This window comes from Polaribacter cellanae (assembly GCF_017569185.1).
In the GTDB taxonomy this organism is placed as follows: Bacteria; Bacteroidota; Bacteroidia; order Flavobacteriales; family Flavobacteriaceae; genus Polaribacter; species Polaribacter cellanae.
Genome location: NZ_CP071869.1, coordinates 3,321,358 through 3,337,210, shown reverse-complemented (window position 1 = coordinate 3,337,210; position 15,853 = coordinate 3,321,358). Strand labels below are relative to the sequence as shown.

General features: G+C 31.7%; 12 protein-coding genes. 2 read left to right on the top strand and 10 right to left on the bottom strand.

The genetic code is table 11. The features are described from left to right. Window positions 1-14: 14 nt before the first annotated feature. Complete coding sequence (locus tag J3359_RS14950; protein ID WP_208077751.1) at window positions 15-1,523, top strand: GH3 auxin-responsive promoter family protein; 1,509 nt, start codon at window positions 15-17, stop codon at window positions 1,521-1,523. A gap of 78 nt (window positions 1,524-1,601) precedes the next feature. On the opposite strand, the gene J3359_RS14945 is transcribed toward J3359_RS14950, so the two are convergent. The 6 genes from J3359_RS14945 to J3359_RS14920 all read right to left on the bottom strand — a co-directional run bounded on the left by J3359_RS14945 (window position 1,602) and on the right by J3359_RS14920 (window position 9,819). Beyond that, complete coding sequence (locus J3359_RS14945) at window positions 1,602-2,462, bottom strand: hypothetical protein (RefSeq protein WP_208077750.1); 861 nt, start codon at window positions 2,460-2,462, stop codon at window positions 1,602-1,604. Between the two features lie 5 nt (window positions 2,463-2,467). Next, complete coding sequence (locus J3359_RS14940; RefSeq protein ID WP_208077749.1) at window positions 2,468-4,354, bottom strand: hypothetical protein; 1,887 nt, start codon at window positions 4,352-4,354, stop codon at window positions 2,468-2,470. A gap of 56 nt (window positions 4,355-4,410) precedes the next feature. Then, window positions 4,411-5,388, bottom strand: coding sequence for a polyprenyl synthetase family protein (locus tag J3359_RS14935; protein WP_208077748.1), 978 nt, complete (start codon window positions 5,386-5,388; stop codon window positions 4,411-4,413). A gap of 435 nt (window positions 5,389-5,823) precedes the next feature. Continuing rightward, entirely contained in the window at window positions 5,824-6,861 is a 1,038-nt protein-coding gene (rlmN, locus tag J3359_RS14930) for a dual-specificity RNA methyltransferase RlmN (protein WP_208077747.1), read from the bottom strand. A gap of 605 nt (window positions 6,862-7,466) precedes the next feature. After that, entirely contained in the window at window positions 7,467-8,516 is a 1,050-nt protein-coding gene (queA, locus tag J3359_RS14925; RefSeq protein WP_208077746.1) for a tRNA preQ1(34) S-adenosylmethionine ribosyltransferase-isomerase QueA, read from the bottom strand. A gap of 73 nt (window positions 8,517-8,589) precedes the next feature. Then, window positions 8,590-9,819: a 3-phosphoshikimate 1-carboxyvinyltransferase gene (locus tag J3359_RS14920; RefSeq protein WP_208077745.1), complete on the bottom strand. Its 1,230-nt coding sequence runs from the start codon at window positions 9,817-9,819 to the stop codon at window positions 8,590-8,592. 56 nt (window positions 9,820-9,875) lie between these two features. Here J3359_RS14920 and J3359_RS14915 point away from each other — a divergent pair, with 56 nt between their 5' ends. Then, window positions 9,876-12,980, top strand: coding sequence for a VPS10 domain-containing protein (locus J3359_RS14915; RefSeq protein ID WP_208077744.1), 3,105 nt, complete (start codon window positions 9,876-9,878; stop codon window positions 12,978-12,980). A gap of 89 nt (window positions 12,981-13,069) precedes the next feature. Here the strand turns inward: J3359_RS14915 and J3359_RS14910 are convergent, their stop codons facing one another. The 4 genes from J3359_RS14910 to J3359_RS14895 all read right to left on the bottom strand — a co-directional run bounded on the left by J3359_RS14910 (window position 13,070) and on the right by J3359_RS14895 (window position 15,847). Beyond that, on the bottom strand, window positions 13,070-13,318 hold the full coding sequence (locus J3359_RS14910) for a hypothetical protein (RefSeq protein WP_208077742.1): 249 nt from the start codon (window positions 13,316-13,318) through the stop codon (window positions 13,070-13,072). A gap of 1 nt (window position 13,319) precedes the next feature. After that, window positions 13,320-13,646 carry a nucleotide pyrophosphohydrolase gene (locus tag J3359_RS14905; protein ID WP_208077741.1) on the bottom strand — a complete coding sequence of 109 codons (327 nt, stop codon included), beginning with the start codon at window positions 13,644-13,646 and terminating at the stop codon, window positions 13,320-13,322. Window positions 13,647-13,798: 152 nt separating this feature from the next. Beyond that, the gene (locus tag J3359_RS14900) at window positions 13,799-14,353 is read right to left on the bottom strand and encodes a thioredoxin family protein (RefSeq protein WP_208077739.1); all 555 of its coding nucleotides are present in this window, start codon (window positions 14,351-14,353) and stop codon (window positions 13,799-13,801) included. A gap of 282 nt (window positions 14,354-14,635) precedes the next feature. Beyond that, window positions 14,636-15,847, bottom strand: coding sequence for a BaiN/RdsA family NAD(P)/FAD-dependent oxidoreductase (locus tag J3359_RS14895; protein WP_208077737.1), 1,212 nt, complete (start codon window positions 15,845-15,847; stop codon window positions 14,636-14,638). Between the last annotated feature and the right edge of the window lie 6 nt (window positions 15,848-15,853).

Sequence of the window (15,853 nt, the reverse complement as noted above, 5' to 3'; positions counted from 1 at the left end):
ACTTACGAATTTCTATGGCGTTTCAGATTATCAATTCTATTATTTCTTGGTTTTTAAAGAAGCGAAAACATCAAATAGAACTTTTTTTAAAATATCCTATTGATGTTCAAAACGAACTTTTATTAAAACTGATTAGTTCTTCTAAAAACACTGAATTTGGAAAACAGAACGAGTTTTCTTCCATAAAAAACTATAGAGATTTTGCGGAAAGAGTTCCTATTCAAAAATACGAAACTTTTGAGCCCTTAATTGAGCGTTGCAGAAGGGGAGAACAGAATGTTTTTTGGCCTTCGCCGATAAAATGGTTTGCAAAATCGAGCGGAACTACAAATTCGAAAAGTAAATTTATTCCTGTAAGTGACGAGGCTTTGGAATATTGCCACATGAAAGCAGGAAAAGATATGCTTTGCTGGTATATTAACAACAACCCGAAAACACAGTTATTTACTGGAAAAGGATTGCGTTTGGGAGGAAGTTCCGACGTTTACAGAGATAACGATTCTTATTTTGGAGATTTATCTGCAATAATTATAGAAAATATGCCTTTTTGGGCAGATTTTAGTTCTGCTCCAAGCCAAGAAGTTGCGTTAATGGGCGAATGGGAAACCAAAATGGATGCGATTATAGATGAAACAATCAATGAAAATATTACAAGTTTAGCAGGCGTTCCAAGTTGGATGCTTGTTTTATTAAATCGAATTTTAGAACGAACAGGAAAAGATAATATTCTGGAAGTTTGGCCAAATTTAGAAGTCTATTTTCACGGTGGTGTAAACTTTAATCCGTATCGCGAACAGTACAAAAAAATAATTCCGAAAAAGGAATTTAAATATTACGAAATTTACAATGCTTCCGAAGGTTTTTTTGCAATTCAAGATAGAAATGGTTCTAAAGAATTGTTGCTAATGTTAGATTATGGAATTTTTTACGAATTTATTCCTATGGACAAATACCATGGAGAAAATTCTGTTGCGATTCCACTTTCTGAAGTAAAAAAAGGTGTGAATTACGCCATTGTAATTACCACAAATGGAGGTTTATGGCGTTATTTAATTGGCGATACTGTAAAATTTACAAATTTAGATCCATACCGAATTAAAATTACAGGTCGTACAAAACATCATATTAATGTTTTTGGGGAAGAGTTAATTATTGAAAATGCTGAAGAAGCTTTAAGATTGGCTTGTGAGAAAACAGAAGCCACCATTAAAGATTATACAGTGGGTCCAATTTTTATGGAAGGAAAAGAAAAAGGCGGACATGAATGGATTATAGAATTCGAAAAATCGCCAGAAAATATTTCCTTTTTTACAGAAATGTTAGACAATGCTTTAAAGGCAATAAATTCTGATTATGAAGCGAAACGTTATCAAAACATGACGTTGATGGCGCCGAAAGTTCACAAAGCAAAAGAGGGCTTATTTTATAGTTGGTTAAAGAAAAAAGACAAATTAGGTGGCCAACATAAAGTACCTCGTTTGTCTAATTCCAGAGAATTTGTGGAAGAACTTTTAGAATTATAATATGGCTCCTTTCTTCGAAAAAAAAAATGCATCTTCAATATAGAAAAATCCTGAAACAGAGGTTGAAAAAAAAATATTTTAATTAGATGGTGGTTCAATCAATAACTTTAGAATAAAACAATCTCTTTTTTTATTTATCTTAATAATTTCACATTCTATTTCATCTCCATCTTTTAATTCGTAAGTGTATTTTTTTGCAGTTGTTCTAAAATTTGGGTAAAATTCTTTTTTTATCGGAATTATTGCTTTGTATTTTCCAAAAACAAAATATTCAGTTTCTCCATTTTTATTTATTACTACATTTACTTTTTGAACCGTTCCTATTAAACCGCCTAATTGCTTCCTAAAAAAAATTCCCTTTGCAATATTATCTCCAAGAATAAGTTGTTTATCTTCATTATACCCTAAAAATAGGGTAGTTATTTTATCTCCAGCATTCCAATTATCATAGTCGATCACATTCATTAAAGTAGATTTGTGAATCAATCCAATAATTGAACCAAATTTCCAATTAAAATGTACACCCAAATCTACAAAAAGTCCATACTTTGTCTTTTGTAAAATAACACCTTTATATCTATAATATTCCTTAAGTATTACTTTTTCAAATACTTTTTCTTTTGCATCTATTTGAATTAAGATTGGTTTTTCTTTTAATTTATAAATTCTACCTGTAAAATATTTACCAATGAGATGTTCTGAAATATTCTGCCAAAATTCAAAAGAAGGATATGACCAAGAAAAATGATTAAAAGACACAAATGCAAATAAACCGCCAACTTTTACAGAAAACCCTTTTTCTTTGGTTTTCACAATTTTAAAAACAACATTTTCTTGATTTTCAAAAGATTGCTTTACTCTAAATAATAAATCTTGAAGATAATCTTTATCGTTTTTTGGATTTAAATAGTACTCAATATTTTCTGGCGTTTTTCCCAATTTTCTTATTTGTTAGCACAATTCTCACAATAAGTAGCTCTTAAATATTTGTTTTCTAATAACTGGAAAGTAACTCCTTTATCTAAAGAAGAGCTAAATAATTTACAGAAACGTTCTTTATTCATTTCAATCGCATTTAGCATAATTGTTCTGTAATCTTGCGTTTCCACAGCATAAGGATCAATTAAAGTAAGGTTTAAATAATAGTATAACAAATCTTCATCTACAGTAATTGTTCTCACTTTCTCGTCTAAAAGTTCGGTTGCTTCGTCTGTGTTTGCATAATAGGTTAAAAACTGTGCTAAACTCAAATAATCGTAATTAGAAAGGTTAAAATTCTCATAGGTATCCACAATAAAATCTACAGATTCGTCTTTAGCATCGTATTTTCTTGCTCGCATATTTTTTTCTGCCATTACAATATTGTAATTCACCAACATTCTGTCAATTAAATTCTGGGTAATACCGTATTTTTTTAATGCTAAAATTTGATTTTTAAAAGCTTTCTCATCTATTTTCTCCCAATTATTTCTCCACATAATAAACTTTACCACTACAATATTGTATTTAATGCTTTTATTATTTGGATCTATTTTCTCTAAATTTTTTAATTCTCCGTAAGCGATTTTTGCATAACTTACATCTAAAACATATTTAATAATGCTATTTTTATTTAAAATAGGTATAAATTTTAACTGTTTTGGAACGTTTAATTTATTTAATAAATCTGGAGAGTTTTCATCTTTCAACTTATCGAAAATGGAGTTTTGAACCACCAAAGCTTTGTCTACAAAACCTTTTAAAACAAAGTCGTTAAAAATGCCAACCAATTTTTCTTTAGACATGTCTTTATATTGGTCTTTCCTGTCTAAATCTAAAATAATTACGGCTTTTCTATGGTTTTTTAAATACTTTTCTAGGTCTTTAGAAGTTGCTCCAACTACTTTTTGCTTTATTTCTTTCTTCGATAATTTCTTTAAATCTTTATATTTTGTATTGGAAATATCGTTTAAAAATTCTACCCAATTTTCCGAAGAAGAAATCTCTGTAACAATGTTTGGTTTTTGAAAAGATTGTAACGATTTTGCAATACTATTTGCACGTTTTTCCTGTAATTCTAAGTTTCTTTTTAAACTTCCTTCAATGGAAGAATACGCTTTTATGTTAATTTTTTTGATGTTGAAATCGGTTAGTTTTAAACTATCGTACAAAGGTTTTATGTCTTCTTTGGAATATGTTGCTTTGTTTTTCTCAAAAGGAATTACAAATTTTAAGGTTTTGTATTTTGTTTCAAACCTGTCTGAAGTCATAATTTTCTTGTCTTTATAAGTAAGCGAATCTAAATAAACACCCATATCTAACAAATCCCAAGCATACGCTTCCAAATTGTAAATGCGTTGATAACGACACAACGTTTTATCATTCAAAAACAGGATGTTAAATTCCAATTCCTCGTCTTTCAATTTCGCAGGAATTGTTCCAATAAAAGTTTGTACTCGATTAGAACCAACTGTTTTCTTAAAACCTCTCATTAATTTTTGAGCAAAAACTGGTGGTAAAACTGTTCCTTTTATTTGCGATTTGTTTACTTCTTTACCACAATCGTACATCGATTTTGAAACTACATCTATGGCAATTCCATCTCCCGATTTTTTAAAAACTGTAGAAAACCATTTTTTATCGTTTGTACTAAAAAAGAGTTTGTTTCCTTCTCTTACAATGCTAAACTGTACTTCTTTTGGTTTTTGTTTGAAAGCACTCGCAAAATAATTACATTTTTGGGTTCTCTGCGCATTTGAAGTCGGCAGATTAAAACCTAAATTGTTTTGTGAAAAAGCAAAATTTGAAAATATTAAAGCAATAAAAAGTATTGAAAATCGGTTAAATTTCATAGTTTTTTTCTTTTTGTAAGAAATCCAAAAATAGAAAAACTTAAGCAGTAAAAAAACTAAATCTTACGAGCTACCACATATTCAATCATAGTGTTTAAAGATTTTTTGTATTCAGATTCTGGGAAATCCTCTAAAATTGCCAATGCTTTGTTTTTGTAGTCGTTCATTTTGGTGGTTGTATATTCTATCCCTCCATTTTGTTTTACAAAAGCAATGACTTCTTTTACTCGTTTTTTATTTTTATTGTGCTTTTTAATAGAATTGATTAACCATGCTTTTTCCTTTTTAGAACAGTTATTTAACGTATGAATTAAAGGCAAGGTCATTTTTTGTTCTTTGATATCTATTCCTGTTGGTTTTCCTATTTTTTCTTCAGAATAGTCGAACAAATCGTCTTTAATTTGAAAAGCGATACCTATGTATTCTCCAAATTTTCGCATTTGTTGCACACAATCTTGGTTTGCCCCAACAGAAGCAGCTCCAATTCCACAACAAGCCGCAATTAAAGTGGCCGTTTTTTTACGAATAATATCAAAATAAACGGCTTCTGTAATGTCTAGTTTTCTAGCTTTTTCAATTTGAAGTAACTCGCCTTCGCTCATTTCACGAACCGCAATAGAAATTAGTTTTAGCAAGTCAAAATCTTCATTATCAATAGATAACAACAATCCTTTAGACAAGAGAAAATCGCCTACTAAAACCGCAATTTTATTTTTCCATAGTGCATTAATAGAGAAAAAACCTCTTCTTCTGTTAGAATCATCAACCACATCATCATGGACTAAAGTTGCTGTATGAATTAATTCTACTACTGAGGCGCCCCTGTAAGTTCGCTCGTCAAAACCACCATTAGAAACCATTTTTGCTACTAAAAAAACAAACATTGGTCGCATTTGTTTTCCTTTTCTTCTTACAATATAATAGGTAATTCTGTTTAGTAATGGAACTTTAGAAAGCATAGACGCTTTGAACTTTTCTTCAAAGAGTTCCATTTCATTTTTAATGGGAAGTTTTATAAGTTCTACAGGCTTCATTTATACTGAAGTTATTTTCAAGTATCGAACTGCGAAAATACAAAATTTAAACAAGAAGTTATTTGATTTTGATGTTGAAAAAAAGACACAGATTTCACGGATTTGCTCAGATCTGGATGGGTAAATTGTCTGAAAAACTCTTAAATGTAAAGTTGATGGATTTTGATGTTAGAAAAAAAAGACACAGATTTCACAGATTTACTCAGATTTGGATGGATAAAATTGGATAAAAACTTGTAAATATTTATAAATAACGAAAATAAAGACACAGATTTCACGGATTTGCTCGGATCTGGATGGGTAAATTGTGTGAAAAACTCTTAAATGTAAAGTTGATGGATTTTGATGTTAGAAAAAAAACACAGATTTCACGGATTTGGATGGATAAAATTGCGCAAATAATCCGTGAAAATCTGTGAAATCCGTGTTTGAAACCTACGCTTTGTTCGCTAATTGCCCACAAGCGGCATCTATATCTTTTCCTCTGGAACGTCTTACGTTTACTGTAATATCGTTCATTTCTAAATTAGAAATATAATTATTTATTGCAGATGCACTTGCTTGTTGAAACTCGCCATCGTCAATGGGGTTGTATTCGATTAAATTGATTTTACATGGCACATATTTACAAAATTCTACCAATGCTTTAATGTCTTCTTTTCGGTCGTTAATGCCACCCCAAACAATATATTCGTAGGTAATTGCTCTTTTTGTTTTTTCGTACCAATATTCTAAAGATTCTCTTAAATCGGCTAAAGGAAAAGTTGTATTAAAAGGCATAATTGAAGTGCGAACTTCATCTATTGCTGAATGTAATGAAACTGCTAAATTGAATTTTACTTCTTCGTCTGCCATTTTTTTAATCATTTTTGGCACTCCAGAAGTGGAAACCGTAATTCTTTTAGACGACATTCCTAAACCTTCTGGTGAAGTAATCATCTCAATAGATTTTAGCACGTTTTTATAGTTCATTAAGGGTTCTCCCATTCCCATAAAAACAATGTTGGTTAGTTTTTTATTATGGTATAATCTACTTTGTTTGTCGATTACAACTACTTGGTCGTAAATTTCGTCTGGATTTAGATTTCGCATTCTTTTTAAACGTGCAGTTGCACAGAATTTACAATCTAAACTACAACCAACTTGACTGGAAACACAGGCTGTGGTCCTTTTTGGAGTTGGAATTAAAACGGATTCTACCACCAAACCATCGTGTAATTTTATGCCGTTTTTTATGGTACCATCTTTACTTTTTTGCATAGAATCTACTTTGATGTGGTTGATAACAAAGTTTTCTTCTAACATTTCTCTGGTTTCTTTAGAAATGTTTGTCATTGCTTCGAAAGTATGCAAAGACTTGCTCCAAAGCCATTCATAAACCTGATTTCCACGAAATGCTTTGTCGCCATTTTCTACAAAAAAATCTCTTAATTGTTCTTTTGTTAAGGCTCTTATGTCTTTCTTTTTTGTCAAGTTTTCTATGATTTTAGATTCCTATTTTCACAGGAATGACAGTTTAATTTTGCAAAAATACGCATATAATTTGAAGTTATGAATAAAGCTGCAAATACGTCAGGGCAAACTCACACTTTTTTAGAGTATGTGTTTTCTCTGATATAGAATCCTGTCAATTGCGTCCAGCTTTAGCTGGATGAAAACGATAAATTACACAGATGGCTTTAGCCAAAAACACAGAACCTTTGGAAACAGTTTGGCTAAAGCCAACATTATTTTAAACATATTTTCAATGGGTTAAAACCCATTGCAATTGAATTTTATCATCAAAATAATAGTGCATTCGTGGCAAAAATTAGATTTTTCTAGAGCATGAGTTTGCCCTGGCAAATAGGTGCGTTAGCGATTGAAATAGCACCCTTTTTATGCTGGGATATCAATTCAGCATATTTATACTCAATTAATTATAGTTTTGAAATATATTATTTAGATACTGAAACAAGTTCTGCATAAAAAGATATAATGGAAAGCGTGACCTTTTTAGGGAACGCCCAAATAACAAAAAGACTGACAATTATACATCGTCAGTCTTTAAATTTTATATTATTCTTTTATGGAATAAATTAGAGAATCAACATTGCGTCTCCGTAAGTCGAGAATTTATATCCTTCTTTTATAGCTTCTTTGTAGGCTTCCATTAAGAAATCGTATCCTGCAAATGCAGCAGACTGCATCATTAAGGTAGATTTTGGTGGATGAAAATTGGTAATCATCGCGTTTGCAATGCTAAAATCGTGTGGTGGAAAAATAAATTTATTCGTCCAACCTTCGAATGCATTTAATTCTTGTTTCGAAGAAACCGAAGATTCTATAGTTCGCATAACAGTAGTACCTACAGCACAAATTCTTCTTTTTTCTTTCTTCGCTTTGTTAATTTTATCTGCTGTTGCAGCCGGAATTACAATTTGCTCGGAATCCATTTTATGTTTCGATAAATCCTCTACTTCAACTGCACTAAAAGTTCCTAAACCAACATGTAACGTCATTTCTGCAAAATCGACTCCTTTAATTTCTAAACGCTTCATTAAATGTTTCGAAAAATGCAAACCAGCAGTTGGTGCAGCTACAGCTCCTTCGTGTTTTGCGAAAATAGTTTGGTAACGCTCTTCGTCCATGGCTTCTACCTCTCTATTTATTTCTTTTGGTAAAGGTGTTTGCCCTAATTCCAATAATTTGGCTCTAAATTCTTCGTAAGAACCATCGAATAAGAAGCGTAATGTTCTACCTCTAGAAGTAGTATTGTCTATAACTTCTGCTACTAAACTATCGTCTTCGCCAAAAAATAATTTGTTTCCAATTCTAATTTTTCTTGCTGGATCTACTAAAACATCCCACAATCTATTTTCTGCATTTAGTTCTCTTAAAAGAAAAACCTCTATTCTTGCACCTGTTTTTTCTTTGTTTCCAAACATTCTTGCTGGGAAAACTTTGGTATTGTTCAACATTAATACATCACCTTCATCAAAGTAATTTATAACGTCTTTAAATTGTTTGTGTTCTATAGTTTGAGTTTTTCTATCCAAAACCATTAAACGAGATTCATCTCTGTGTTCTGCTGGATAAACTGCTAATAACTCTTCTGGTAACTCAAATTCAAAATGTGATAATTTCATATATTTATTTTGCTATAAGGATGGCAAATATACGATATGGAAATAGGCGTTGTCAAGTGTTTCGCCTATTAATTTATAGTTTATCTATTTTAACACCAATTTGTTGCATGTCTTCCCAGAATTTCTGGAACGATTTTGTAACTACTTCCGCATTTAATATTTTAATAGGAACTTTTAATGCCAAAGGCGCAAATGCCATTGCCATTCGATGATCGTTATAGGTTTTTATAGAAATATTTTCGTTAATTTCTAATGATTTTTCTAAATGCAAACTCTTGTTAGTTACTGAAATAGAAGCTCCTAATTTGGTTAATTCTTCTTTTAAAGCTTCTAACCTGTCTGTTTCTTTAATTTTTAACGTGTGTAAACCTGTTAAATTGCAAGAAATTCCTTCAGAAAAACAAGTAACTGCAATGGTTTGTGCAATATCTGGTGCATCTCTTAAATCGATCTCCAAAACATTTTTATCGGTTGCTTTTTCTTTTTTTAAGATGATAAAATTGGCACCAAAAGTTGTTGAAACTCCAAAATGTTGGTAGATCTCTGCCAAGCAAGAATCGCCTTGTAAACTTTCTTTTTTATAGGCTGATAATTTTATAGTAGAACCAATTTCTGCAGATGCAACTATTGAATAAAAATAACTTGCAGAAGACCAATCGCTTTCTACTACAACTGTTTGTTTTACAATTTCTTTCTTCGGAAGTACTTTTATGATATTTCCTTCGAAATTGGCATCAATATTTAATTGGTGCAACAAACTCAATGTCATATTTATATAAGGAACTGAGGTAATTTCTCCTACCAATTCTATGGTTAATCCGTTTTCTAATTTTGAAGCGATTAATAGTAAAGAAGAAATATATTGGCTACTTACGTTTCCGTTAATTTGTACTTTATCTGTTGTTAATTTTCTTCCTTTTATTCTAATTGGTGGATACCCAACTTTATCTTCGTAAGAAATTTCTGCGCCTAAATCTTTTAGGGCGTTTACCAAAATTTCAATCGGTCTATTTTGCATTCTTTCGGAACCTGTAAGCACAGTTTCTCTACCTTCTTTTACTGCAAAATAGGAAGTTAAAAAACGCATTGCTGTTCCTGCATGCCCAATATCTACAGTTTCTTTATCAGTAGATAAAGCGTGTTGCATGTGAATAGAATCGTCTGAGTCTGATACATTTTCAATCGCAATTTCAGGGAACAAGTTTTGTAAAATAAGTAATCTATTAGATTCACTTTTAGAACCAGAAATTGTTATTTCTTCCTTTATTTTTTTATCCTCTAAAACATTTAACAATATGTCCATTCTAAAACTTGATTTTAATTCTTATTTTTAAACCTCAAAACCACAACTTACCAAACATGAAAAAATATCTTTTTCTGGTAATTTGCATGATTTTCTCTGCGAATGCCAAAGTTAATGCACAAAAAAATGCTAACAAAGTTTCTAACGAATATTTTAGCGCAGTAAAATGGCGAAATATTGGCCCTTTTAGAGGTGGAAGAAGTGCTGCTGTTACTGGCGTTTCTGGAAAAGCAAATCTTTTTTACATGGGAGCAACTGGTGGTGGTGTTTGGAAAACTACAGATGCTGGTAATACTTGGCAAAATATTTCCGACGGATTTTTCGGTGGTTCTGTGGGGTCTGTAGCTGTTTCTGAATCGGATAATAATGTAATGTATGTTGGAATGGGAGAAAAAACCGTTCGTGGAAATGTTTCTTCTGGAGATGGAATTTGGAAATCGGTAAACGCAGGAAAAACTTGGAAACACATAGGTTTAAAAAACTCACGCCATATTCCAAGAATGAGAATTCATCCTAAAAACCCAGATATCGTTTTTGCAGGAGTTATGGGCGATTTATACAAACCAACCCAAGAAAGAGGTGTTTACAAATCTATTGATGGTGGAGAAAACTGGAAAAAAGTATTGTTTTCTGATGAGAATTCTGGAGTAATCGATTTAATTATCGACCCAAACAACCCAAGAATTTTATACGCAACCACTTGGGATGTTCGAAGAACTCCTTACAGCTTATCTTCTGGCGGAAAAGGTTCTGCCATGTTTAAAAGTACAGACGAGGGAGAAACTTGGACCAACATTTCTGCAAATAAAGGATTGCCAAAAGGTATTTGGGGAATTTCTGGTGTTACAGTTTCTCCAGTAAATTCTGATATTGTTTGGGCATTAATTGAAAATGAAAAAGGTGGTGTATACAAATCTACAGATGCTGGGAAAACTTGGCGTTTGATAAATTCTGAGAGAAAATTACGTCAAAGAGCCTGGTATTATACACGTTTGTATGCAGATACACAAGATGAAGATATATTATATGTGTTGAATGTTCGTTACCACAAATCTACAGATGGAGGAAAAACATATTCGACTTACAATGCACCTCATGGAGATCATCACGATTTATGGATTGCTCCAGAAAACAACCAAAGAATGATTATTGGAGATGATGGAGGAGCGCAAATTTCTTTTGATGCTGGTGAAAATTGGAGCACGTATATGAATCAGCCAACTGCACAATTTTACAGAGTTACTACAGATAACCATTTTCCATATAGAATTTTAGCGGCGCAACAAGACAATTCAACCGTAAGAATTTCTCATAGAACTGCTGGCGGTTTTATTACAGAATCGGATTGGGAAGCTACTGCTGGTGGAGAAAGTGCGCATATTGCTGTAGATCCTTTAAATGATGATATTGTTTATGGTGGAAGTTATGGAGGTTTGTTAACCAGAAAAAATCATAAAACAGGAGAAACAAGAGCCATAAATGTTTGGCCAGACGATCCTATGGGTCATGGAGCTGAAGATTTTAAATATCGTTTTCAATGGAATTTCCCGATTTTCTTTTCGCCAAATAACAAAAAACGTTTGTATGCAGCTTCTAATCATTTGCACGTTACAGAAAATGAAGGACAATCTTGGAAATTAATTAGTCCAGATTTAACAAGAAACGACCCAAAAACTTTAAAATCTTCTGGCGGACCAATTACACAAGACAATACTGGTGTAGAATATTATGGAACTATTTTCGCTGCCACAGAATCGTCTTACGAAGCTGGTTTAATTTGGACGGGTTCAGACGATGGTTTGGTGCATGTTTCTAAAAATAATGGAGATTCTTGGGACAATGTAACTCCAAAGAAAATGCCAGAATGGATGATGATAAATTGCATTGAAGTAGATCCGTTTACAAAAGGTGGTGCTTATATTGTGGGCACAAAATACAAATCTGGAGATTACAAACCTTACATCTACAAGACAGAAAATTACGGAAAATCTTGGAAATTAATTGTAAATGGAATTGGAAACGAAGATTTTACAAGAGCTCTAAGAGCAGACCCAAAACGTAAAGGCTTGTTGTATGCTGGAACAGAAAGAGGTATGTATATTTCTTTTAATGATGGAAAAGATTGGGAATCTTTTCAGCGAAACTTACCAATTGTACCTATTACAGATTTAACCATTAAAAACGATAATTTAATTGCGGCAACACAAGGTCGTTCTCTTTGGATTATTGATGATTTAACACCAATTCATCAGCTAACGAAAGCAACAGAGAAAGATGTTTTCTTATACGAACCAAAAGATGCTTATAATATGAGTGGTGGTCTTGGAAGAACTTCGAGAACTGCTGGAACAAATCATCCAGGAGGTGTTGCTGTAAATTACTTTATTAAAAATAATGAGGAAAAAGACACTATTTCTTTATCTTTTTACGATGCAAATGACAACCTTATCAAAAAGTATGCTACAAAACCCAATAAAGAAAAGAAGGAAGAAACTTTAAAAGTAAAAGACGGAAATAATATTTTCTACTGGAACATGATGTATCCTGGAGCTGAGTCTATAAAAGGAATGATTCTTTGGTGGGCTTCTTTAAGTGGACCAATGGCTTTACCTGGAAACTATAAAGTTGAATTGACTGTAAATGATAAAAAAATGACTCAAAATTTTAATATTTTGAGAAACCCAACTTCTGAGGCTACCCAAAGTGATATGAAAGCACAGTTTGATTTCATAAATGATATCAACACAAAAATGACGGAAATACACAAGGCTTTAAAAAATGTAAAGAAAGTTCGAAGTCAAGTTGGGGTGTTACAAAAATCTATTAAGGACAAAGAAAAGCACAAAGCGTTGTTAGATTATGCAGATACTTTGGTAAAAGACATGACCAAAATTGAAGAAACTTTGTATCAAACAAAATCTAAAAGCGGACAAGATCCTTTGAATTATCCAATTCGTTTAAATAATAAATTGGCGCATTTAAACTCTTTAACCAGAATTGGAAACTATGCTCCAACACAACAAGCCATAGATTTTAAGAATGAAATTACCAAAGAGATTGATGCAGAATTGGCAAAACTAAACACTTTGTTTGTAAATGGAGTAAGAGAATTAAACCAAAAAGTAAAAGAAAGCGATATCGATTTGATTCAGTTAGATTAGAATTTCTGTTCAATTCTTGAAGTGTCTGTTCGAGCGCAGTCGAGAACTTAATAACCTTTCGACTGCGCTCAAGGAGACAATATTAATACTTATTTCATCTTCTTACTCGTAACCCAAATACCATAAAAAGTACTAATTACAACCTTTAAGCCCCAGAAGGTTTTCCATTTACCATTAGCAAAATTCACTTCGTTTACTTTTGTAAAATCGCCAGCAAAAATTTCTCGCCAGCTATTTAAAAATAACGAAATTAAAGTTACTAAAATAAAAAAAGGAATGGCAACTTTTGCAAAATTAGACCAGAAGAGTGGTTGTTTTATTTTTTCTAAAAAAGTCATTTTATTTTAATTTTTGATTGTTATGATGGCGATTGTGATCGCGTTTTGTTTTAATATCTAATTTCTTCTCAAAAGCATCTTGCAAATCGATTCCTGTTTGATTTGCTAAACATAAAACCACAAATAATACATCTGCCAATTCTTCGCCTAAATCTTTATTTTTATCCGACTCTTTTTCACTTTGCTCTCCATAACGTCTTGCAATAATTCTAGCAACTTCACCAACTTCTTCCGTTAATTGCGCCATGTTTGTTAATTCATTAAAATAACGAACTCCGTGATTTTTTATCCAATCGTCTACTTGTTTTTGTGCGTTTTCTATGTTCATTTTTCCTTTATTGAAATATTGAAGAATTTAAAAAATCAAATATAAAGTTTTTGAAATTGTTAGGTTTGGTTGAGGTATATTTAACTTCGCTAAAAACAATAATAAATCATTTAAACGATATCATAATCGTTTTAAGTTAGCAAACCTCCCCCTTACTTCCACTTAATACCACAACCAACACTTGGTTTTTGGTTTTCTAAAACAGGTTTATTTTCTAATAAATTATCTAAAGCATTTCTTATATCTTTTCCTGTTAATGGCACTCCATTATTGGGTCTCGAACTGTCTAATTGTCCATGATAAACAGTTAATAAATTTTCATCAAACACATAAAAATCTGGTGTACAAGCAGCATCGTAATTCTTTGCTACTTCTTGAGTTTCATCAAACAAATACGGAAAAGGATAGTTTAAATTTTGGGCAACTTGTTTCATATATTTTGGTGCATCTTGAGGGTAATTTTCAATCTCATTAGAACTTATGGCTATAAAACCAATTCCCTTTTGTTGGTATTCATTCGCCATTTTCACCAACTCAGTATTTACATGAACTACAAACGGACAATGATTACAGATAAACATAATTACGGTTCCTTTTTTACCTTTTGCTTCGGTTAAAGAAACCATTTTATCGTTTACTGTATTTCGTAAAGTAAAATCGGGTGCTTTTGTTCCTGTAGGAAATTTATTGGATTCTGTTAGTGCCATAAAACTGGTTTTTAGTTTTTAATTGTTGGTTTTTAGTCTGTCATTTCGACTTTATGGAGAAATCTTATTTAACTATAAGTTGATTTTTTTCTCAATTTCATTTGATTTCATTCTAAATAACAATTTTTATTACATAATAATATTCATTTTTTACTACGAATGCAAGAATTTACAATTTTTGATTATAAACTTAAAATTTCACTTATTTAATTCTTGCAGAGTTTTTAAAATTGTTTCGATTCATTTTCTAAAAAACAATTCGAGAATTCGTGGCAATAATTTTTAATCTTCTGTCAAAGCTTTTGCACAAATAAAACCACCTGTCCACGCATTTTGGAAGTTGAAACCGCCAGTTACAGCATCAATATTTAAAACTTCGCCAACGAAAAACAGATTTTTGTATTTTCTACTTTCAAAACGTTTAAAGTTTATTTCCTTTAAATCGATTCCTCCAGCAGTTACAAATTCATCTTTAAACGTAGTTCTACCATTTGCGTTGTAAACGCCTTTTGTAAGCTGATTTGCCAAATTTTCTAATTGACGAGAATTCAAATCTGCCCAATTTTGATTTGCATCGATATCTGAAAACTTTACAAAACGTTCCCACAATCTTTTTGAAATTTCGGTAAATGGCGATTTTAAAATCACCGTTTTTCGAGGTTCTTTCTTTTTTAAATTCAGTAAAACATTTAATATTTTATCTGTGGGTCTTGAGAGCCAATTTACTTTAATATTATATTGATAATTTTTATCTGCCAAAATTCTTGCACCAAAAGCAGACAGTTTTAAAACGGCTGGACCACTCATTCCCCAATGTGTAATTAACAAAGGGCCAGAAGCTTGTAATTTTGTACCTAAAATATTTACAGTTGCATTTGGAACAGCGATTCCTAATAAATCTACAATTCTTTTATCGTTGATATTAAAGGTAAACAAAGACGGAACAGGTTCTATTACAGAGTGGTTTAAGGTTTCGCACAATGCCCAAACTTTTTTAGAACTTCCTGCTGCAATTACTAATTTATCAGCTTTAAACACCTGCTCTTTTGTGTTAATAACCCACTGATTGTCTTGTTGATAAACAGAGTTTACACCATGATTTGTTAACACTTTAATTCCTAACTTATCAACAGATTTTTGGAAGCAATCTATAATTGCCTGACTCGTATTTGCCTCTGGAAAAACACGATTATCATCTTCAATCTTTAATGGAACTCCTCTATCATCAAACCATTCGAAAGTATCACCCGTCATAAATTGATGAAAAGGCCCGAGTAATTCTTTTTCTCCTCTTGGATAAAATTTAACCAATTCTTTTGGCTCGAAACAAGCATGTGTTACATTACATCTTCCACCTCCAGAAATTTTCACTTTCTGTAAAACATCTTTTCCTTTTTCGAGAATTGTAATGTCTAAGTCTGGATTATTTTCTTTCGCATTTATCGCTGTAAAATAGCCTGCTGCTCCTCCACCAATAATTATTATTTTATTCATTTTCTG